The sequence below is a fragment of the Motilibacter peucedani genome, from assembly GCF_003634695.1.
Taxonomy (GTDB): domain Bacteria; phylum Actinomycetota; class Actinomycetes; order Motilibacterales; family Motilibacteraceae; genus Motilibacter; species Motilibacter peucedani.
In genome coordinates this window covers 492,942-512,113 of record NZ_RBWV01000010.1, presented here as the reverse complement: position 1 = coordinate 512,113, position 19,172 = coordinate 492,942, and the positions used below count along the sequence as shown (strand labels likewise).

General features: G+C 73.0%; 19 protein-coding genes. 1 reads left to right on the top strand and 18 read right to left on the bottom strand.

Features of this window, described 5'->3' with window-relative positions:
- Complete coding sequence (locus CLV35_RS07205; RefSeq protein WP_121192761.1) at positions 1–1,095, bottom strand: M24 family metallopeptidase; 1,095 nt, start codon at positions 1,093–1,095, stop codon at positions 1–3.
- 299 nt (positions 1,096–1,394) lie between these two features.
- Here CLV35_RS07205 and CLV35_RS07200 point away from each other — a divergent pair, with 299 nt between their 5' ends.
- Complete coding sequence (locus tag CLV35_RS07200) at positions 1,395–3,755, top strand: Ig-like domain-containing protein (protein ID WP_121192760.1); 2,361 nt, start codon at positions 1,395–1,397, stop codon at positions 3,753–3,755.
- Positions 3,756–3,782: 27 nt separating this feature from the next.
- Here CLV35_RS07200 and aroQ read toward each other — a convergent pair whose 3' ends face one another.
- From aroQ to CLV35_RS07115, 17 genes are all read right to left on the bottom strand, one after another.
- The gene (gene aroQ, locus CLV35_RS07195) at positions 3,783–4,217 is read right to left on the bottom strand and encodes a type II 3-dehydroquinate dehydratase (protein ID WP_231121571.1); all 435 of its coding nucleotides are present in this window, start codon (positions 4,215–4,217) and stop codon (positions 3,783–3,785) included.
- A complete protein-coding gene (gene aroB / locus CLV35_RS07190; protein ID WP_121192759.1) occupies positions 4,214–5,296 on the bottom strand; it encodes a 3-dehydroquinate synthase in 1,083 nt (360 codons plus the stop codon). The genes aroQ and aroB overlap by 4 nt, the downstream gene beginning before the upstream one ends.
- Positions 5,293–5,808, bottom strand: coding sequence for a shikimate kinase (locus tag CLV35_RS07185; protein WP_121192758.1), 516 nt, complete (start codon positions 5,806–5,808; stop codon positions 5,293–5,295). The genes aroB and CLV35_RS07185 overlap by 4 nt, the downstream gene beginning before the upstream one ends.
- On the bottom strand, positions 5,805–6,986 hold the full coding sequence (gene aroC / locus CLV35_RS07180) for a chorismate synthase (protein ID WP_231121570.1): 1,182 nt from the start codon (positions 6,984–6,986) through the stop codon (positions 5,805–5,807). Before aroC ends, CLV35_RS07185 begins: the two co-directional genes overlap by 4 nt.
- A gap of 25 nt (positions 6,987–7,011) precedes the next feature.
- Positions 7,012–7,671, bottom strand: a complete 660-nt coding sequence (locus tag CLV35_RS07175; RefSeq protein ID WP_121192757.1) for a hypothetical protein — start codon at positions 7,669–7,671, stop codon at positions 7,012–7,014.
- Positions 7,668–8,450 carry a hypothetical protein gene (locus tag CLV35_RS19970; protein ID WP_183061860.1) on the bottom strand — a complete coding sequence of 261 codons (783 nt, stop codon included), beginning with the start codon at positions 8,448–8,450 and terminating at the stop codon, positions 7,668–7,670. Before CLV35_RS19970 ends, CLV35_RS07175 begins: the two co-directional genes overlap by 4 nt.
- A 1-nt stretch (position 8,451) precedes the next feature.
- Positions 8,452–9,135: a PilN domain-containing protein gene (locus CLV35_RS07165; RefSeq protein ID WP_121192756.1), complete on the bottom strand. Its 684-nt coding sequence runs from the start codon at positions 9,133–9,135 to the stop codon at positions 8,452–8,454.
- Positions 9,132–10,172: a type IV pilus assembly protein PilM gene (gene pilM, locus CLV35_RS07160; protein ID WP_183061859.1), complete on the bottom strand. Its 1,041-nt coding sequence runs from the start codon at positions 10,170–10,172 to the stop codon at positions 9,132–9,134. The genes CLV35_RS07165 and pilM overlap by 4 nt, the downstream gene beginning before the upstream one ends.
- Before the next feature lie 95 nt (positions 10,173–10,267).
- Complete coding sequence (locus tag CLV35_RS07155; protein ID WP_121192754.1) at positions 10,268–11,050, bottom strand: prepilin peptidase; 783 nt, start codon at positions 11,048–11,050, stop codon at positions 10,268–10,270.
- Positions 11,047–11,460, bottom strand: a complete 414-nt coding sequence (locus CLV35_RS07150) for a hypothetical protein (protein ID WP_121192753.1) — start codon at positions 11,458–11,460, stop codon at positions 11,047–11,049. Before CLV35_RS07150 ends, CLV35_RS07155 begins: the two co-directional genes overlap by 4 nt.
- Positions 11,461–11,462: 2 nt before the next feature.
- The gene (locus CLV35_RS07145) at positions 11,463–13,421 is read right to left on the bottom strand and encodes a pilus assembly PilX family protein (RefSeq protein ID WP_147431904.1); all 1,959 of its coding nucleotides are present in this window, start codon (positions 13,419–13,421) and stop codon (positions 11,463–11,465) included.
- A gap of 11 nt (positions 13,422–13,432) precedes the next feature.
- Positions 13,433–14,035 carry a hypothetical protein gene (locus tag CLV35_RS07140; RefSeq protein ID WP_121192751.1) on the bottom strand — a complete coding sequence of 201 codons (603 nt, stop codon included), beginning with the start codon at positions 14,033–14,035 and terminating at the stop codon, positions 13,433–13,435.
- Positions 14,032–15,213: a type IV pilus modification PilV family protein gene (locus tag CLV35_RS07135; RefSeq protein WP_121192750.1), complete on the bottom strand. Its 1,182-nt coding sequence runs from the start codon at positions 15,211–15,213 to the stop codon at positions 14,032–14,034. Before CLV35_RS07135 ends, CLV35_RS07140 begins: the two co-directional genes overlap by 4 nt.
- A 102-nt stretch (positions 15,214–15,315) precedes the next feature.
- On the bottom strand, positions 15,316–15,732 hold the full coding sequence (locus tag CLV35_RS07130) for a type IV pilin protein (RefSeq protein ID WP_121192749.1): 417 nt from the start codon (positions 15,730–15,732) through the stop codon (positions 15,316–15,318).
- Positions 15,733–15,900: 168 nt separating this feature from the next.
- Positions 15,901–16,467, bottom strand: a complete 567-nt coding sequence (locus tag CLV35_RS07125; protein ID WP_121192748.1) for a DUF4148 domain-containing protein — start codon at positions 16,465–16,467, stop codon at positions 15,901–15,903.
- 135 nt (positions 16,468–16,602) lie between these two features.
- The gene (locus CLV35_RS07120; RefSeq protein WP_183061858.1) at positions 16,603–17,835 is read right to left on the bottom strand and encodes a type II secretion system F family protein; all 1,233 of its coding nucleotides are present in this window, start codon (positions 17,833–17,835) and stop codon (positions 16,603–16,605) included.
- A gap of 11 nt (positions 17,836–17,846) precedes the next feature.
- Positions 17,847–19,091: a type IV pilus twitching motility protein PilT gene (locus CLV35_RS07115; protein ID WP_269203889.1), complete on the bottom strand. Its 1,245-nt coding sequence runs from the start codon at positions 19,089–19,091 to the stop codon at positions 17,847–17,849.
- Between the last annotated feature and the right edge of the window lie 81 nt (positions 19,092–19,172).

The following is a 19,172-nucleotide window of genomic DNA, read 5'->3' as shown; positions in this document are numbered from 1 at the left end:
TCAGCCCACGGAGAGGAGGTCCCTCTCGGTGCGCGTGAGCGGCAGCGGCTCCTCGTCCGTGGTGCCAGCCGGGCGCTCGCGCACGAGGAGCACGTCCTCGATCCGCACGCCGCCCCGGCCCGGCAGGTAGACCCCGGGCTCCACGGTCACAGGAACACGGGGCGACAGCCTACCCTCGCTGGTGGCCGCCAGCAGCGGCGCCTCGTGGATGTCGAGGCCCACGCCGTGGCCCAGCCCGTGGCCGAAGTGCTCGCCGTGACCGGCCGCCTCGACCACCGAGCGGGCGGCGGCGTCGACGTCGCGGACGTCGGCCCCCGGGCGCAGCGCGGCGATCCCGGCGCGCTGGGCGGCGGCCACCAGCGCGTGCAGCTCGCGCTGCCAGTCGGCGGGCGGCGCGCCCACCACCCACGTGCGCGTCGTGTCGGCGCAGTAGCCGCGGTAGCGGGCGCCGCAGTCGACCTTGAGCAGGTCGCCCGCCTCGAGCGGGCGGTCGGTCGGCACGTGGTGCGGCACGGCGGAGTTCGGGCCGCCGGCGACGATGGTCTCGAACGCGGCGCCGTCGGCGCCCAGCTCGTGGAACCGGGTCTCGAGGCGGCGGGCCAGCTCGCGCTCGGTGGCACCGACGCGTACGCCGTCGCGCAGCTCGTCGAGCGCGGCGTCGGTCAGCTCGCACGCCGTGCGCAGCAGCGCGAGCTCCTCGTCGTCCTTGGTCGTGCGCAGGCCCTCGACCGCGCGACCCAGCGGGCGCAGCACCGGCCCGAGCCCGACCAGCTCGCCGTGCAGCTCGACGCTCACCTCGTGGGCCTCGAAGCCCACCGTGGTGAGGCCGGCCCGGGCGGCGCGGCCCAGCAGCCCGGCGGCGACCGCGCGGTCGAGCACGAACTCCGCGTCGGGCGCCTCCTCGCGGGCCTGCTCGACGTAGCGGCCGTCGGAGGCCAGCAGGTCGGTCCCGTCGGCGCTGACGAGCACGGCGCCGTTCGAGCCCGTGAAGCCGGTGAGGTAGCGGACGTTCGAGTGCGAGGTCACCAGCGCGGCATCGAGCCCCGCGCTCGCGAGCAGCTCGCGCAGGGCGTTGCGGCGGTCCAGCGGCGGCATGCGTCGCAGGCTAGCCCGCCCCCTCCACGTCGCGAGACCTGCGTGACTTCCACCGGCCAGGACAGCAGGAAGTCACGCGCGTCCCGGGCGCTCGGGTGGGGTCCCGCGCCCAGAGTTGCAGCATGCGTCGTCTGCACCGGCTTGGGCGCGAGCGGACCACGCACGCCTCGGCCAGCCAGGACAGGGCGAGACCACGCACGTCCCGGGACGGGTTCACCCGATTGCGCGCTACGACGGGGCGCCGGCAGGCCGAACGGGCTCTCGACACGGGTGCATCGGCGCCCGCGAGGGGAGTACGCATGAACACGTCGCGAGCGCTGCGCGCCGTCACGCTCTCGGCCGTCCTGGCCGTGGTGGGCGGTGTGGCGGTGGGGGTGCCCTCCGCGGGCGCCGCCTCGGCCCCGGCGCCGGTGCCGACGGCCACGGGCGGCACCGGGTTGACCGACACCGCGCTGACCTGGGGCGCCGTCCCCGGTGCGGTGGGCTACGAGGTGCAGGTGGCCAACACCCCTGACTTCGACGACAAGGTGCTCTCGGGCACGGCGGCCACCACGGCGTGGCCCGTGCCGACGACGGTGCCCGCCGGCGACTACGACTGGCGCGTCCGCGCGACCACGGCCGACGGCCCGGGCGCGTGGAGCGACACCGAGACCTTCACCCGCAGCTGGGACTCCGCCCCCAGCGGCACCCGCGTGCTGCAGGCGGCCGACACGCCCACCGTGGCGTGGGACCCGCTGCCGGGCGCCTCGTTCTACGAGGTCGAGTTCAGCAGCGAGCCCTACGACCAGAACCCCTCGGCCATGGAGGGCCGCGAGGACGACCGGCGCTGGACCTGCTACACCCAGCACACCGTGCTCTCGCCCTACGGCGCGGCCGCCGGCACCGAGCGCCTGCCCGGTGACGAAGGGAACTGCACGTTCGCCTCTGCGGGCGAGGACCCCAGGCTCGAGACCCTGCGCAAGGACTACGACGCCTGTGACGCGCAGGTCACCGACGCCGCAGGCGTGACGAGCCCGGCCTACCTCACCTGCCGCCGGGCCGCGGTCGACAAGGCCAACGCCACGAGCCCGATGGCCGCCCACAAGTTCTTCCCCCTGGTCGACCTCGGCACCGGCACCCCGCTGCCGTGGTACTGGCGCGTACGCGGTCGCAACGGCTCCCCCGACACCACCGCCTCGCCGTTCGACCCTGCGGCCCTGTCGTGCACGGGCGTCTGGAACGGTGCGGGCGGCACGCGCGACTCGCAGGGCAAGGTGACGATGCCGATCCCGTCGTCGGTGCCGAAGTACGCACCGACGCCCGAGTGCGGCTCCTGGTCGGCAGTCGGCTCGTTCTTCGTCCAGCCCACGCCGGCCGACGAGGTCGTGACCGCGAGCGTGACCGGGGCCGGCGTGTCGCCGCTCGGCGCCTCCGGCAGCCTGACGGCCACGCCGTACTTCTCGTGGGCGCCGGTCGACGGTGCCGCGAAGTACCGCGTCTACGTCTCGCGCACCCGTGACCTGCGCTCGGCCGACCACGTGTGGGAGACCAACGGCACCAGCCTGTCGCCCTACGGCTCGCTCGCCGACGCGCCGCGCCTCTACTGGGGCGTGCAGGCCTGCGGCTGGCGCATCTGCGGCCAGGTCACGCCGATGTCGTTCGTCAAGCGGGCGACCTCGCCGGTGAAGGCGCAGTCGCTCGACGCGACTCCCGCGCAGTGGACGCTGCACTGGCGCACGCAGTCCGACAGCCGCGCTGCCGACGCGGTGGTGCCGGCGACCGACAGCGAGGCGAAGGCCTACCAGGTGCAGGTCGCGCTCAACGGCACCGCCGGCCCGGACTGGTCGAAGCCGGCCGTCGACACCACCGTCGACCGCGTCGGGCTGCCCGGTGAGCCGCTGACGACGAGCCGCGCGTCGATCGACGTGTCGTCGCTGGCGGACGGCAGCTACAGCTGGCGGGTCCGGGCGCTCGACGAGGGCGGCGGCGCCTACCCGTGGTCGCTCGGCGAGCCGGTCTACCGCGACGTCTCGGTGCCCAAGGCGGTCGTCGCCACCACGGCAGGATTCGCGCAGACCGCGCCCCTCGCCGTCTCGTTCACCGAGCCGGTGGTGAAGGCCAGTGTCACGGTGACCGCGGCCGGGCGCGCGGTCGCCGGCACCGTGGGCGGCTCGGGCACGAGCAGCTGGACGTTCACCCCCGCCAAGCCGTGGGTGACGGGGCAGAGCTACGTGCTGACCGCCACCGGCGGCTCGGACCCGGCCGGCAACGTCGCGGCTCCGGTCACCGCCACGCTTCGCGCGGCGACCACCGCCGACGCCGGCACGCCGGCCCTCTCGGCCGGCCGGGCGTCGAAGGCCTGGCGCTCCCGCACTGCCTCCGACGCCGTCGGCAAGTCGTTCCTGGTGACCTCGGGCAAGGCGTCGCTCGCGACGACCGTGGTCGGCACGAACGTCGCGGTGTACGCGTGCCGCAGCCCGCGCGGCGGCACCGTACGCATCGCCCTCGACCGCAAGCAGGTAGCGGTCGTCGACCTCTACCGCGGCTGGAGCGGTTGTGGTCTGGTGTGGTCCAAGGCGACGAAGAGCGGTGCCCACGCCGTGTCGCTGACGGCGCTCGCTGCCAAGGACCGCCGCTCCGCCGGCACCGTCGTCGGGATCGACGCGGTCACCACCCGCTGAGCCAGTCGAGGAGAGCGCTGCGCGCGGTCAGCCCTGCGGGGCGACCGCGCGCAGCGCCAGCTCGTAGGAGCGGACACCGAACCCGGCCACCGTGCCGGTGGCGACACCGGCGACCACGCTGGTGTGGCGGAACTCCTCGCGGCGTGCGGGGTTGGTGATGTGCACCTCGACCAGCGGCGCCCGGCCGTCGAGCTGGGCGCAGGCGTCGCGCAGGGCGTAGGAGTAGTGCGTGAAGGCCGCCGGGTTGAGCACGACCGGCGTGCCTGAGTCAGCGGCCTCGTGCAGCCAGTGGACCAGGGTGGCCTCGTCGTCGGTCTGCCGCACGTCGGCCTCGATCCCGAGCTCGGCCGCCCAGCCCTCGCACAGCGCGACCAGGTCGGCGAACGTCGTCGAGCCGTAGACCTCCGGCTCGCGGGAGCCGAGCCGGCCGAGGTTGGGGCCGTTGAGCACCAGCACCTTCACTCGGACACCTCCGCGTAGGCCGCGGCCAGCAGCGCGGGGTCGGGACCCTCGAGCCGCCCGGGCCGGGCGAGCCCGTCGAGCACGATGAAGCGCAGCAGGTTGCCCCGCGACTTCTTGTCGACCTTCATCGTGTCGAGCAGCTTGGGCCAGGCGGCCGCACCCTTCGGGTAGACCACCGGCAGCCCGACCGAGGTGAGGATCGAGCGGTGCCGGTCGGCGAGCTCGTCGTCGAGCCGGCCGGCCAGGCGGGCCAGCTCGGCGGCGAAGACCATGCCGATCGAGACGGCCGCGCCGTGCCGCCACTGGTATCGCTCGGCCTTCTCGATGGCGTGCGCCAGCGTGTGGCCGTAGTTGAGGAACTCGCGGTCGCCGGCCTCGCGCAGGTCGGCCGAGACGACGCGCGCCTTGACGGCGATGGCGCGCTCGACCAGCTCGCGCGCGTGCTGGCCCTGCGGTGACGCCGCACCCTCGGGGTCGGCCTCGACGAGCTCGAGGATGCGGGGGTCGGCGATGAACCCGGCCTTGACCACCTCGGCCAGGCCGGCGACGTAGTCGTTGCGCGGCAGGGTGTCCAGGGTGCTGAGGTCGCACAGGACGCCGGCCGGCGGGTGGAACGAGCCGACGAGGTTCTTGCCCTCGGAGGTGTTGATGCCGGTCTTGCCGCCGACGGCGGCGTCGACCATGCCGAGCAGCGTGGTCGGGACGTGCACGACGCGTACGCCGCGCAGCCAGGTGGCTGCCACGAAGCCCGCGAGGTCGGTGGTCGCTCCCCCGCCGACGCCGACGACGGCGTCGGAGCGCGTGAAGCCGGCCTGCCCGAGCACCGACCAGCAGAACGCCGTGACCTCAGCCGTCTTCGCCTCTTCGGCGTCGGGCGTGTCGATGGCGATGGCGTCGTAGCCCTGGGCGGCCAGGTCGTCGCGCACGGCCTCGCCCGTGGCGGCCAGCGCGTGCGGGTGGATGACGGCCACCCGCTGCACCCCGCTGCCGAGCAGTCCTGGCAGCTCGCCGAGCAGACCAGAGCCGACCACCACGTCGTAGGGCGACTCGCCCTCGACCCGGATGCGGGTGGGGGTCATCGCGTCACGCCCAGGGCTTGCACTACCTCGTCGACGACCTCGGCCGGGGTGCGGCCGTCGGTGACGACGCGGTGCGTGGCCACCTCGACGTAGACGGGCAGCCTCGCCGCCAGGAGCTTCTGCCACTGCTGGCGCGGGTTGCCGAGCAGCAGCGGGCGGTCGCGGTTGAAGCCGACGCGGGTGGCCGCGTCGGAGATGCCGACCTCGAGCAGGACGACCGGGCTGCCGGACTCGCGCAGCGCGGCGCGCGTCTGCTCGTCGAGCACCGCTCCCCCGCCGACCGCCAGCACGCCGTCGTGCTCGCGCAGCGCCACCGCGACGGCCTCGCGCTCGAGCTCGCGGAAGGCGGGCTCACCCTTGTCGAAGAAGATCTCGGCGACGGTGGTGCCGGCGACGGCCTCGACGTCGGCGTCGGTGTCGCGGAAGCCCACCGCCAGCGACTCTGCCAGCAGCGTGCCGACCGTGGTCTTGCCGGCGCCGGGCGGGCCGGTCAGCACCGCGAGGGGACTCACTTGACGCGGAGGGTCTCGAGGTAGGCAGTGGCATTGCGACGGGTCTCGCCCAGCGAGTCACCGCCGAACTTCTCGAGCGCGGCGTCGGCGAGCACGAGCGCCACCATCGCCTCGGCGACCACACCGGCTGCCGGCACGGCGCAGACGTCGCTGCGCTGGTGGTGGGCCCGGGTGGGCTCGCCGGTCGCGGTGTCGATCGTGGCCAGGGCGCGCGGCACGGTCGAGATCGGCTTCATCGCCGCACGCACGCGGAGCACCTCGCCCGTGGTCATGCCGCCCTCGGTGCCGCCCGAGTGGCCGGTGCGCCGGCGCACGCGCCCGTCGGGACCGTGCTCGATCTCGTCGTGGGCCAGCGAGCCCGGCGTCGCCGCGGTGAGGAACCCGTCGCCCACCTCGACGCCCTTGATCGCCTGGATGCCCATGAGGGCGGCGGCCAGCCGGGCGTCGATGCGCCGGTCCCAGTGCACGTGGCTGCCGAGGCCCGGCGGCAGGCCGTGGACGACGACCTCGACGACCCCGCCGAGGGTGTCGCCGTCCTTGTGGGCCTGGTCGATCTGCTCGACCATCGCCGCGCTGGCCTCCGGCGAGAACGCGCGCACGGGGTCGGCGTCGATCGCGGCCAGGTCGCCCGGCCCGGGGACCGAGCCCTCGGGCGCGGTGGCGGCACCGATGCGTACGACGTGGCTGAGGACCTCGGCGCCGAGGGCCTGGCGCAGGAAGGCGCGGGCGACTGTGCCGAGCGCGACGCGCGCGGCGGTCTCGCGCGCCGAGGCGCGCTCGAGGATCGGGCGGGCGTCGTCGAACGCGTACTTCTGCATGCCGACCAGGTCGGCGTGGCCGGGTCGCGGGCGGGTCAGGGGTGCGTTGCGCGCGAGCCCCGCGAGCACGTCGGCGTCGACCGGGTCTGCCGACATCACCTGCTGCCACTTGGGCCACTCGGTGTTGCCGACCTGGACCGCGACGGGGCCGCCCTGGGTGAGCCCGTGGCGGACCCCTCCGAGCAGCTGGACGTCGTCCTGCTCGAAGCTCATCCGCGCCCCGCGGCCGTAGCCGAGGCGGCGGCGGGCGAGGTCGGCCGCCAGGTCGCCCGTGGTCACCTCGACGCCTGCGGGCAGGCCCTCGAGCACGGCGGTCAGGGCAGGGCCGTGCGACTCTCCGGCGGTGATCCAGCGCAGCACACGGTGGATCCTCCCACAGCCGGGTCTAGGACCCGGCGGCCACCGGCACCGTCACCGAGCTGCCGGCGCAGATGTCGAAGAACGCCTTGGCGTGCTGCACCGTGCCGCAGCTGCCGCCCTCGAGGCGGACCAGCGTGTAGTCGCCGGCGAAGACCGCGCCCGGCGCCACGGTGCTGCGCGTGCCGCCGACGGAGAAGACGGCGCTCGAGTCGTCGGGCTTGACCGACATCAGCGTGACGACGACCGTCGCCGGGGCGCTCGGGCTCGCCGACGGCGAGGCGGACGGTGCCGCGCCGGGCGACGTGCCGCCCGTGCCGTCCGTGCCGGCCGTGCCGCCCGTGCCGCCAGTGCTGCCCGTGCCGGCGGCAGGTGCGGCCGGGGAGGGCGTGGCGCTCGGCGTGGCGACGCCGGTCGGCGTCGCGGAGGCCGACGGGTCGGCCTTGACGAGCGGCGCGAACGGGTTGCGCGCGCGGTGCGTGACCACGGCCAGCGACGGCGTCGCGCTCGGGCTGGCGGTCGCTGCCCCGGCGCCGCCGGTGAGCGAGCTGGGCAGTGCGACGGCCGCCGAGGCCTCCGGCGCGCCGCCGACCTGCGTCAGGGCGTAGCCGCCGACCGCGAGCGCCAGGACGGTGGAGCCGGCGGCGACCGCGAGGAACCTCGGGCTGGGGCGGGTGGCGCTGCTCATCGGGTGGCTCCCGTGGTGGCGGTGGTGGTGGCGCCGCCGACCGCGGCGAGCGCCGCGGCTGCGGCGGCGGTCGCGGCCGAGGGGGTCGCGGAGGTGCCGGTGGCGTCGAGGGCGAAGACCCGCCCGCTCAGCGTCAGGGTGACCGAGCCGGCGTCCGCCGTGGTCGGCGCCAGGGTGGTGCCGGTGACGAGGAAGACGCGGTCGAGCGTCTCGAGCCCGTCGACGAAGCTCTGCACGGCGAAGTAGTCGCCGGTCGCGTTGACCGTGACGGTCATCTGCGATAGCCCTGCGGTCGCGGCGCTCGAGGCGGCCGCACCAGCAGCCGCAGCAGCCGCGGCAGCGGCAGGGGCGCCAGCGCCGGCGGCACCGGCGGCAGCCGCGGCTCCGGCTGCAGCGGCTCCGGTGAGGCCCGAGGCGCTCCCCGTGGACGGGGACAGCGGCGCCAGCGGCTGGGGCGTGACGGCCAGCAGCGTGACGTGGGTGGACTTCGCGAGGGCGGTCAGCGAGCGGACGAGCTCGGAGACCTTCGCGTCGCCGACCGGGATGCGCTGGTGGACCCGGTCGGTCTCGGCCTGGGCGGCGGCGGCACCGGCGACGAGCGCCTTCTGCTCCTCCACCTTGGCTGCGTTGGCGTCGTTGAGGGCCTTGGCCGTGGCCGTGTCCTCGCGCAGCGAGGCGGCCGACGAGCGCTGGGGCGAGACGACCAGCACCCAGCCCAGGGCGAGGACGGCGAGCGCGGCGACCGCGGTGCCGACCGACCACGTACGGATCTTCGTCATGTCAGCTCTTCTCGCGGTCGTAGCGGTGGCTCAGCATCTCGGCGGTGACCGACACGGTGGTCGTGAAGGCGTAGACCGGACGGCCGCCCGCGGACGTCTGGCCGGCGGTGGTGCTGCTCAGCAGCTCGCCGGTGAACCCCGGCGTGGCGCGCAGGGTGTCGAGCCAGGTGGCCACGTCGTCGGTGCTGAGCGCCTGGCCGGCGAAGGTGATCGAGCCGATGACGGAGGCGTCGGTGGGCGCGGGCACGTCGACCGACTGGCTCACGCGCACGTCGGTGAGCCAGACGTGGGCCGGGGTCGTGGTGGCGAGGTCGCTGAGCAGGTGCGACCAGCGCACCTCCGACCCCATCGCGGTCGCGAGCTGCTGACGGGCGGTGTCACGGGCCTCGTAGGTCTTGGGCACCTGCGCGTACTTCGCCTGCTGGGCGAGCAGCGCGGTCGAGCGGGCCTGCTCGGCGTCGAGCTGCTCCTGCGCGCTCGAGACGCCGTGCGAGGACGTGACGTAGCCGGCGGCGACGAGTGCGACGGCCGCGACGAGGACCGCGGCCATGCCGCCCTGTGCCCGCCGGAACGCCTGCGCCTGCTGGATCTCCGGCGGCAGGAGGTCGACGCGGGGGAAGGTCGCGACGCGGGCGCGGTCGAGCGTCTGCGGCGCGCGCTCCTTCGACAGGACGACGGTGCTCATGACGCGGCTCCCAGGGCGAGCCCCACCGGAACTGCGGCGGAGCGGGGGTCGAAGGACTCGGTGCGCACGGCCTTGCCGAGCGCGATGCCCACGGTCGGGTCGCCCAGGACGACGGGTACGCGGGTGGCGGCGCCGAGCGCGACGGCCAGGCCGCCGAGGCGCGAGCCGCCGCCCGTGAGCACGATCTGCGTGACCGGGGCTGCGGCGTGGGCGCTGCGGTAGTAGTCGAGCGAGCCGCGGATCTCGTCGACGAACATGCCCATCGAGCTGCTCGCCACCTGGAGGGCCCGCTCGTCGCCGTCGAAGTTGCGCAGGTCCTGCTTGAGCTGCTCTGCAGCGTCGAACGGCACCCCGAGCAGGCCGGCGAGCGCCTCCGAGACGTGGTTGCCGCCGATGAGCAGGATGCGGACGAACTTGGGTGCGCCGGCCTGGTGGACCACCATGCTGGTGACGCCGGCGCCGATGTCGACGATGGCCTGCACGGGGGCGACGGCGTCGAGCGCCGGCTCCTCCCAGCCCAGCGAGCGCAGGCTGGCGAACGGAGCGAGGTCGACGCCGACCGGGGTGAGGCCGGCGGCGCGCACGGCGTCGAGCTGGGCCTCGACCGTCTCGCGGGAGGCGGCGACGAGCAGCCCGCGCCAGAGCCGCGCGGTACCCGTGTCGATCTCCTCGAGCGGGTGGAAGTCGAGCAGCGCCGACGCGACCGGCATCGGGACGAAGTCCTGGACGTGCAGGGCGAGCGAGGCGCGCAGCTCGGCGACCGGCATCCACGGCAGGTCGACCTGGCGGACCACGACGCGCGAGTTGGCGAGACCGAGCATGACCTTCTTCGAGCTGAAGCGGTGCTGCGACCAGAGCTCGCGCAGAGCGGCGGTCACGGCCTCGGGCGCGGCCACCTCACCGGCGCGCACGGCCCCGGGTGGCAGCGCGACCTCGCCGGCCCGCGCCAGCGTCACGCGGCCGGACCCGAACGAGAGCTCGGCGGCGCGTACGCAGGAGGTGCCGATGTCGAGGCCTACCGCGGTGCTGCGTGCCAAGGAGTGCCTCCGGTTGTGTCGGCCCGGCGCTGCGGCCCGGCGATCGTCTCGAGAGCCCATCGGCCGGTCGGGGGGTGCGCTTGAGCCGTTCGGCGTCAGGCGCCGAGCAGGCTGAGGTAGCCGTCGAACAGCGACCCGCCGGCGCCCACGGCCAGGGCGGCGCCGAGCAGCATGAAGGGCCCGTAGGGCAGGGCGCTGCGGCGCGTGGCGCGCCGCGCGGCGATCATCACGCCGCCGGCCACTCCCCCGAGCACGAAGCCGAGGAAGGCGCCGACCGCGACCTGCGGCCAGCCGAGCCAGCCGAGGTAGAGCCCGACCACGCCGGCGAGCTTCACGTCGCCGAAGCCCATGCCGCCGGGCTTGGCCACGGCGAGCGCGAAGAACAGCGCGTAGAGCACGACCGCGGCGAGCACGGCCCGCAGCAGGTCGTCCCAGCGCCCGTCGAGCGCGGCCGGGAGCAGCAGGAGCAGGAGGGCGACCGGGTAGGACGGCAGCACGATCGCGTTGGGCAGTCGGCGCACGTCGAGGTCGATGAGCGCGAGCGCGACCGTGATCGCCGCGAGGTAGAGGAACGCGGGCAGGGTCCAGTCGAGCCCCGCCCAGGCGGCGGTCAGCGCGAACAGCGCGCCGGTGCCTGCCTCGACGAGCGGGTAGCGCACGCTGATCGGCTGCGCGCAGGAGCGGCAGCGCCCGCGCAGCAGCAGCCAGCTCAGCACGGGGATGTTGTCCCGCGGGCGCACGGGGTCGCCGCACGACGGGCAGTGCGACCCGGGGCTCACGACCGACTCCCCGCGGGGCACGCGCCAGACCACGACGTTGAGGAACGAGCCGATCAGCAGGCCGAGGACGCCGCACTCGGCGGCGAGCAGCGCGGTCACCGCGAGCCCTGCCCGTCGGCGGGCGTCGCCGGGATGCCGGCGAGGGGGCCGCTGGTGCTCGCGGGGGTGCGGGTCGGGTGCGCCGCGACGACGCGCGGCAGCACCAGCGCGCCGCACAGCAGCGCGGTGAGCAGCAGGGTGACGCCGACGATCGCGCCGACGCCGTAGTTGCGCGAGCGCAGGGTGTCGAGGAACGACGGGTCAGCGGCGCGCAGGCTCTCGGGAACCGCGAGCATCGCGGCGATGTCGTCGTCGGTCAGCTCGGCGGGCGTCGCGGGCGCCGGCTCAGGGGCGCTGACGCTGACGGGTACGGCTGTGGGCGCGTAGCACTGCCCGCACCAGTCCGCGCCGGCCGCGAGCAGGGCGGAGCAGGCGCGGCAGCGCTCGAGGGCGACCGTCGGCGAGTCCATGCCTATGAACCGACAAGTTCGGACCACGACCTTACGGTCCACTGCGACACGGTCGGCTTGAGGAAGAACGGCGGCTGGCGGAAGTTGAGACGCGTGTCGTAGCGGTAGTCCTTGCCGTAGCCCTGGTGCGCCGAGGTGAACGCCCCCGCCTTGGTCGAGTCGCCGCCACCCACGTTGTTGCGCCACTCCTGGGTGAGCGAGCCGGTGAGGTGGATGATGCCGAGGTCGGACCCGTTGTCCGGCCACTGGGTGCCGTAGCCGTGGGTGACCGACATGACGGCACCGTTGATCGTGACGTTCTTCATGCACTTGAGCGACGCCGGGCACATCTCGTACTGCTCGCCGGCCAGCGTCGCGCCCGAGGGCGGGTTGGCGGTGTTCACCGGGTGGTAGTTCCAGACGCTGTTCTGGGCCACGAGCCCGAGCAGGTCGTCCGACGTCGCCGAGGCGTCGTTGTAGACCGTGTCGCCGGTGATGATGATGTCCCCGGCCGTGGCGATCGTCAGCCTGCCGTCGAGCGTGCCCTCGACGAAGGCGTCACCAGCGCTGGCCGAGTACTTCGTCTGGTCGCCCGGGAGCGGCCACTGGTTGCCCTGCGTGTCGCTGTAGGTGCCGTTCACCGGCGGCGAGTTCGAGACCCGGTAGGTCGACCCCTGCGGCACCGCGAGGGGGTGCGGCGCGGTGAGGTAGGGGTACGCGGTGCGCAGCGTGCTCGGGTCGGTGTAGTTCGGGTCGGACGGCGCCGCGGGCAGGTTCTGCACGTAGACGACGCCGTTGGCCGGGATCGGGACGTTGAGCGCGGCCCAGTAGCCCTGCGAGGTCTTGGTGAACGTGCCGCACGCAGGCCCGTTGGTGGCCCTGGACAGCGGGCGCTCCACGCCGTCGCTCCCGACAGCCGTGCTGGTGTAGGCGTCGTAGGTGGAGCCGTGCAGGATGATGCGGGTCGGGCCGGTGTAGAGGCAGCCCTGGTTGGGCTGCTGCGCCTGCTTGAGGATGTCGGTGTTGCTCAACGGCAGGGGCAGCGTGCCCTTGGCGATCATGCCGCCCTGGGCGAAGGTGCCGCCGCTCCCGCTGTAGTTCGTCCAGACGCCGCTGCTGTTCTTGGTGCCGCAGCCGGAGGTCACCGTGGCGCCGGACGCGTCCGTCGCCGTTCCGGGGCAGCCTGCCTCGGCGCGGTCCTGGAAGATGCCGCCTGCGACCTGCGGCAGGTCGTTGGTGTGGAACGGACCTCGCACGATGTCGTTGTTGGTCCAGCCGATGGTGGCGCAGCTCGGGGCGGCGTTGCGCACCTGCACGTGCGGGTCGTTCGGCACCGCCTGCGCCGGGGTCACCCACGCGTAGTGCGCGCAGTTGCTCGCCGTCGTCGCGCGCTGCGCGTCGCTGTTGGTGCGGTACTTGTAGGGGCTGTAGGGGTCGTTGACCTCGACGTCGGAGAAGTAGACGTAGTCGGTGAAGTGAGGGCGCCGCAGCTGGATGCGCAGCGTACGCGTGCGCCCGCCGCTCAGCGTCCCGTCGGACTTGAGCGTGCCGCCGGCGAACCCCTTGACCGTCAGCGTGAACGAGCCCGTCTGGTTGACCGCGTCGACGGCGTGGGCGGGGATGCCGTCGCCGACCTGGTAGACGAAGCGTGGGCCGCCCGCACCGCTGGAGCCAGGCACGCGCGGCCACGCCGCCAGCGCCGGAGCCGTCGTGGTGTAGAGCGCGGTGTTCTCCGGGTGGGCGGCCTCGTAGTAGCTGTCGTTGTTGTTGAGGTAGGACAGGTAGTCGTCGACACCGGCCTCCGCCGCCGAGAGGGCGAGCGAGTAGTCCTGGTCGCTGCGCGAGATCCGGGTCTGCGCGATCGCGGTGTCGAGCGAGATGGTCACCAGCACCGACAGGATCGCAGCGGTGATCAGCACGGTGACGAGGACGAACCCGCCGTCGCCCTGCCGGGCGGCTCGGATGCGCTGCTGCAACGACATGGTCTCTCCGGTCACAGGTTCGCGTTCGGGAGGCGGACGGTCGCGTCGACGGCCGCGGGACGCGCAGCGGTCTGCGGCTGCGCACAGAGCTGCACACGCACGTACGCGGTGCCCGCCGACGTCGCGGTGGTGACCGGAGCGCCCGCGGAGTTGGTGTAGGTGAACAGCGGCAGCGGCGTGCCGGTGCTCGTCGTGCACGCGACCCAGCCCGTGACGATGGCCCGCACCGGCGAGGAGACGCCGGTGGAGGTGTTCGTGGTCTGCTGCAGCAGCCGTGCCGGCGTCCCTGTGGTGTCGACCCAGAAGTGGATCCGCACGGGAGCGGCGGCGACACCGCCCGTCGTCGCGTAGGTGGAGAACTGCGCGTCGCTGTCGGTCGCCGAGGTGAACGCCGTTCCGTCGCCCGAGCGCAGGGCCCGGGTGACGTACTCCATGCCGGTCTGCGCAGCGGCGGTGTTGGCGTTGCGCGCGGTGTTGACCGTCGAGAAGCCCAGCATCTGCGTGGCGAAGGTGCCTGCCACCAGCAGGATCAGGACCGCGAGCATCATCGTCACCATCAGCTCGACCAGGGTCGTGCCCTCGTCGTCGGTCTGCCGAGGACAGCTGAGGTTCACAGCTGCACCGACGTCGTGTCGCCCGCGGCCAGCGTGACCGGCTTGCTCGTCGCACCGGCCAGCGTCCAGCTGCCGGGCCAGAGCGCGACGGTCGTGGGGACGTTCGGCGTCACGGGGATGGACACGACGGTCTGCCCGGGACCAGGGCCGGGGCCGGGACCGGGGCAGTAGGTCGCCGTGACGACGGACGCGGTCGTCGTCAGCGTCACCTTGGGCAGGGCGACCGAGCCGATCGCACCGGCGGGCGTCTGGGCCGCGGGCACCGACGGCGTCGTGCAGGCGCCGACGCTCAGCGCGTAGCCGTTGGCGAACGGGTAGAGGCCCGTCAGCAGCGTGCTGTCACCGGGAGTGCGGGTCAGCGTGCCCATGGCGCGCCACGTCGGGCTCATGCCGCTGTTCGAGGCGGTCAGGGCGACGTTGACACTGGCAGGCAGCAAGTTCGTGCCGACGAGCTGCACGGCTGCGGCGTGGTCCATGTCGAGCGGGATGCTCGTCGTGGCGCCGGCCGTGACCGCTGCCGTGGCGGCGGTGGCGGTGGCGCCCTGGCGGGTCACCAGGTCGGAGCCCGACACGGAGACGCTGTGGTTGCCTGCGGTGAGGTAGGGGAACAGCGTCACGCCCTGGGCGGTCGTGACCTGCGTCGCGCTGCCGTCGAGCACGGCCGTCGCACCGGCGACCGGCGCGCCGTTGTGGTCAGTGACCTTCAGGCAGATCGAGCCGAGCGTGTCGTCGTAGGTGCCGGCGAGCGGCGTGAGGATCGTGTCCGCGCGGACGGGCTGGGTGGAGCCCATGCGGTCCCAGGTGACCTGCACGTGGGCCTGGACGTAGGAGCGGTCGACGGCCGCGCCGCAGCCGCTGGCAGCCTGCGACCGCGTCTGCCAGACCGTGTCGGTGACCACGTGGTAGACGGAGCCGTTGACGGTGACGTCCTTCGTCGTGCGCCCTGTGGTGCGCAGGGTGTCGCGGAACCCGTTGCCGGCAGCCTGCGCCCGCAGCGTGTCGACTGTCGTCGAGGCGACGCTGGAGGCCTGGCTGCGCCGGGTGTTGTCGAGGGTGCGGGTCTGCGTGACCAGCACGGTCGAGATGACGGCGGTCGAGACGACCCCGAAGATGACCATCGCCCAGAGCACCTCGACGAGGGAGAAGCCGTCGTCGGACCTGGTCGCTGCGAGCTTCATGGCTCCTCCTCCCGGTGTGGCACTGCGTGGTCGGTGGTGCTGCGCAGAGAGGGAGCGGGAGCGACAGGCGCTCCCACTCCCTCTCTGACGACTGATCGAGGCCTAGTAGGTGAAGGCGCTGCAGTCGGTCGCAGTGATCAGACCGGTCTTCTTGTCGAAGTAGAGGACGTCGGTCGTGTCGAGCTTCGGCGAGACGCCCTTGAGGCAGTAGCCGGTGGTGCCGGTCTTCTGGACGCTGATGGTGTCGCCGTTGGAGACCTGGTAGTCGCCGGTGGCGCCCGCGGTGATGGTCAGACCGGAGTAGTCGCCAGAGTTGTCGACGGCCTTGGTCTCGAATGCGGTCGCAGCGTTCTTGAGGTCGCTCTTCAGCGCGGTGCGGTAGCCGTTCTTGCGCTGGTTGAGGAACGTCGGGATGGCGATCGCGGCGAGGATGCCGATGATGATCATGACAACGAGGAGCTCGATGAGGGTGAAGCCCTGCTCCTTGTTCTCCATGCTCTTGCGGATGCGAGCGAGCATTGCGGTGAACCCTTCTCTACGTAGTGAGCTGCGCGCCGGGTAGTCGACCGCACTGCTCGTTGACACACTCCTCATCGGCGTCGGGAACCGGGGCTTTAGCAAAAAGACCTGAGGGAGCGGCCCCGAGGAACGGGGCCGCTCCCTCAGGGGCGTCGGCGGGCTGGCAGGTCAGCTCCCGGCGCAGGAGACGTCCGGGTTCCACGGCTGCAGCTGGCCCAGCGGGTTCTTCTCGTAGAGCCAGATGTGCAGGTCGTAGTGGATGGGCATGTCCGCGGAGTGGCCGGGCATGGGGCCGTTGAACTCGTGGCCCAGCAGGCTGGGCCGGTCGTCGTCGGTGGCCAGGTCCTGGTCGGCATCGGCGACGAAGTACTCGACCGCGCCGAGGCGCAGGCGACCGTGCTTGGTCGGGTAGTAGACGAGCACCTCGGGCTTGAGGGGGTCGACGACCGCGTCGGAGGCGTAGGCCGGGTTCAGGTAGTGCACACCCATGCCACCCACGCCGGGCAGCTCCGTGCACTCGCTCGCCGGCACGTACCCCGCCGCCTCGGCGGCGTGCAGGTCCTTGAACTGGCGGGTGGCCTCGACGATGGCGTGGCGCTGGGCGTTGGTCAGGTGCTCGCCGGGCGCGGGACCGTCGGTGCCCTCGCCACCGTGGGCGGAGGCCGGGCCGGCGACGCTGAGCAGGGCCGCGGCGGTGATCGCGACAGCAGAGAGGCGGGCGGGCAGGGAACGCATGGTCTTCTCCAGTTCGGCATCGTCCCGGCCGCTCTGACCGGGTGCGCTGCGATCCTGGGACCAGGGACTTGCGAGCGGCTTGGGAGTCGCTTGACGTCCCGCTGGAACAGGCCTGTCGCCTGTCCCGCTCCCCCGTCAGGCCTGCTTGCCCACCAGGTCGAAGATCTTGAAGATCGGCATGTAGAGGCCCACGATCATGCTGCCGACCACCGCGCCGAGGAAGGCGATCATCAGCGGCTCGATGAGGGCGGTCAGCGACTCGGTGGTCGCCTCGACCTCCTGGTCGTAGAAGTCGCTGATCTTCAGCAGCATCGAGTCGAGCGCGCCGGTGTCCTCGCCGACGGCGAGCATCTGCACGATCATCGAGGGGAACGCCGGGTGCTGCTCGAGCGGCTTCGCGATCGAGTCGCCACGGCGCACCGACTCCTGGATGCCGCGCACGCCGGCGCCGATGACGACGTTGCCCGTGGTGTCGGCGACGATGTCGAGCGCCTGCAGGATCGGCACTCCGGAGCGCAGCATGGTGCCGAGGTTGCGCGAGAACCGCGACAGCGCGATCTTGTGGAACAGCGGCCCGAACACCGGCATCTTGAGCTTGACCGGGTCGACGATGGCGTGGAAGCGGTCGGTGTGCTTCACCTTGCCGATGAAGACGGCGAACCCGACGGCCAGCAGCGTCAGCGGGATGATGCCGACCTTGAGGAAGGCGCTCATCGCCATGAGGACGCGCGTCGGGAGCGGCAGGGTGCCGCCCAGCGAGGCGAACATGCCCGAGAAGGTCGGCACGATGAAGAGCAGCATGCCGATCGACATGACGATCGAGAGGACGAAGACGACGACCGGGTAGGTCATCGCGGCCTTGACCTTGCCCCGCAGCTTGACCTCGGACTCGAAGTTCTCGGCGATCTGCAGGAGCACGGAGTCGAGGAAGCCGCCGACCTCGCCGGCGCGGATCATGTTGACCATCAGCGGCGGGAAGATGCGTACGTGCTTGCCCATCGCGCTCGAGAGCGAGACACCGGTCTCGACGTCGGCGCGCACCTGACCGAGGACCTTCGCCAGCTCCTCGTTCTCGGTCTGGTTCTCGAGGATCACCAGGGCACGCAGCAGCGAGAGGCCCGAATTGATCATCGTGGAGAACTGCCGTGAGAAGACGGCGAGGTCCTTGAGCTTCACCTTGGCGCCGAAGGACGGCAGCTTGACCTCGCGGCTGAGCCCGGTCCTGCTGGCCTCGGTGATGCTCGACGCGGTGACGCCGAGCTGGCGCACCTGCCCGGCGGCGGACGAGGCGGAGTCCGCCTCGACCTTGCCCTTGACCGCCTTGCCGGCGGTGTCGCGGCCGACGTACTCGAAGGTGAGAGTTGACATGGTCCCGTCCCTCAGGCCCGGCCGGTCAGCCGCTGGAAGTCCTGCGCGTGGTGGCACTTCGTGAGCGCCGTCTCGTAGCTGACGACGTTGTGGCGCACCAGCTCGGCGAGCGCCTGGTCCATCGTCTGCATGCCGTGGGCGGCGCCCGCCTGCATGGCCGAGTAGATCTGGTGGGTCTTGCCCTCGCGGATCAGGTTGCGGATCGCAGGCGTCACGGTCAGCACCTCGGCGGCGACCACACGGCCGGAGCCGTCGCTGCGCGGCACGAGCGTCTGGGACACCACGCCCTGCAGCGCACCGGCGAGCTGGACGCGCACCTGCTGCTGCTGGTGCGGCGGGAAGACGTCGATGACGCGGTCGATCGTCTGCGCGGCGTCCTGGGTGTGCAGGGTGGCGAAGACGAGGTGGCCGGTCTCGGCGGCCGTGAGCGCGACGCTGATGGTCTCGAGGTCGCGCAGCTCGCCCACGAGGACGATGTCGGGGTCCTGGCGCAGCGCGTGCTTCAGCGCGGCGGTGAAGCTCTGGGTGTCGGAGCCGACCTCGCGCTGGTTGACGATGCAGCGCTGGTGGCGGTGGAGGAACTCGATCGGGTCCTCGACGGTGAGGATGTGGTCCTCGCGGGTGCGGTTGGCCAGGTCGACCAGCGAGGCCAGCGTCGTCGACTTGCCGGAGCCGGTCGGACCGGTCACCAGGACGAAGCCGCGGGGCAGGCCGGCGAACTCGGCGATCGACTGCGGCACGCCGAGGGTCTCGAGCCGCTGGATCTCGAACGGGATGAGGCGGAAGGCCGCGCCGATGGAGTCGCGCTGGCGGTAGACGTTGACGCGGAACCGCGCCCGGCCCGGCAGGCTGTAGGACATGTCGAGCTCCCACACCTGCTCGAAGCGCTCGCGCTGGCGCTGCGTCAGCATGCTGTAGACCATCTGCTGGAGCACGGGCGGCGTCATCATCGGCAGGTCGCGCCGCTGCTCGAGCACGCCGTGCACGCGCAGCGCCGGGGAGGCGCCGGAGGTCAGGTGGAGGTCCGAGGCGCCGGCGGCGAGCATGAGGTCGAGCAGCTCGTGCAGGTCGAGCGGCCCGCCGCTGGGCTGAGCTGCACCGCTCGCCGGCTCGGCGAGCCGGGCTGCGGGCACGGGCGTGGTGGCCGGTGCCAGGCCGAGCGGCTCGAGCGCGATCGGTGCGAGCGACGGCGCAGCGGGCGCAGCGTCGAAGAACGAGTACGCCGAGGGGTCCGAGGCCGGCTGGCTCTGCTCCACGAGGTCCCTCCCTGGCGTCGGGCACAGGGCACGCTGCTCCTGCGACTACCGTCCGCATCGGCAGGTGGGGCGCCGGCTTGA

What these genes read in the sequence shown, in the direction of transcription:
- CLV35_RS07205 (WP_121192761.1), bottom strand. Translation starts at nt 1,095, where the DNA reads ATGCCGCCGCTGGACCGCCGCAACGCCCTGCGCGAGCTGCTCGCGAGC.
- CLV35_RS07200 (WP_121192760.1), top strand. Translation starts at nt 1,395, where the DNA reads ATGAACACGTCGCGAGCGCTGCGCGCCGTCACGCTCTCGGCCGTCCTG.
- aroB (WP_121192759.1), bottom strand. Translation starts at nt 5,296, where the DNA reads ATGACCCCCACCCGCATCCGGGTCGAGGGCGAGTCGCCCTACGACGTG.
- CLV35_RS07175 (WP_121192757.1), bottom strand. Translation starts at nt 7,671, where the DNA reads ATGAGCAGCGCCACCCGCCCCAGCCCGAGGTTCCTCGCGGTCGCCGCC.
- CLV35_RS19970 (WP_183061860.1), bottom strand. Translation starts at nt 8,450, where the DNA reads ATGACGAAGATCCGTACGTGGTCGGTCGGCACCGCGGTCGCCGCGCTC.
- CLV35_RS07165 (WP_121192756.1), bottom strand. Translation starts at nt 9,135, where the DNA reads ATGAGCACCGTCGTCCTGTCGAAGGAGCGCGCGCCGCAGACGCTCGAC.
- CLV35_RS07150 (WP_121192753.1), bottom strand. Translation starts at nt 11,460, where the DNA reads ATGGACTCGCCGACGGTCGCCCTCGAGCGCTGCCGCGCCTGCTCCGCC.
- CLV35_RS07145 (WP_147431904.1), bottom strand. Translation starts at nt 13,421, where the DNA reads ATGTCGTTGCAGCAGCGCATCCGAGCCGCCCGGCAGGGCGACGGCGGG.
- CLV35_RS07135 (WP_121192750.1), bottom strand. Translation starts at nt 15,213, where the DNA reads ATGAAGCTCGCAGCGACCAGGTCCGACGACGGCTTCTCCCTCGTCGAG.
- CLV35_RS07130 (WP_121192749.1), bottom strand. Translation starts at nt 15,732, where the DNA reads ATGCTCGCTCGCATCCGCAAGAGCATGGAGAACAAGGAGCAGGGCTTC.
- CLV35_RS07125 (WP_121192748.1), bottom strand. Translation starts at nt 16,467, where the DNA reads ATGCGTTCCCTGCCCGCCCGCCTCTCTGCTGTCGCGATCACCGCCGCG.
- CLV35_RS07120 (WP_183061858.1), bottom strand. Translation starts at nt 17,835, where the DNA reads ATGTCAACTCTCACCTTCGAGTACGTCGGCCGCGACACCGCCGGCAAG.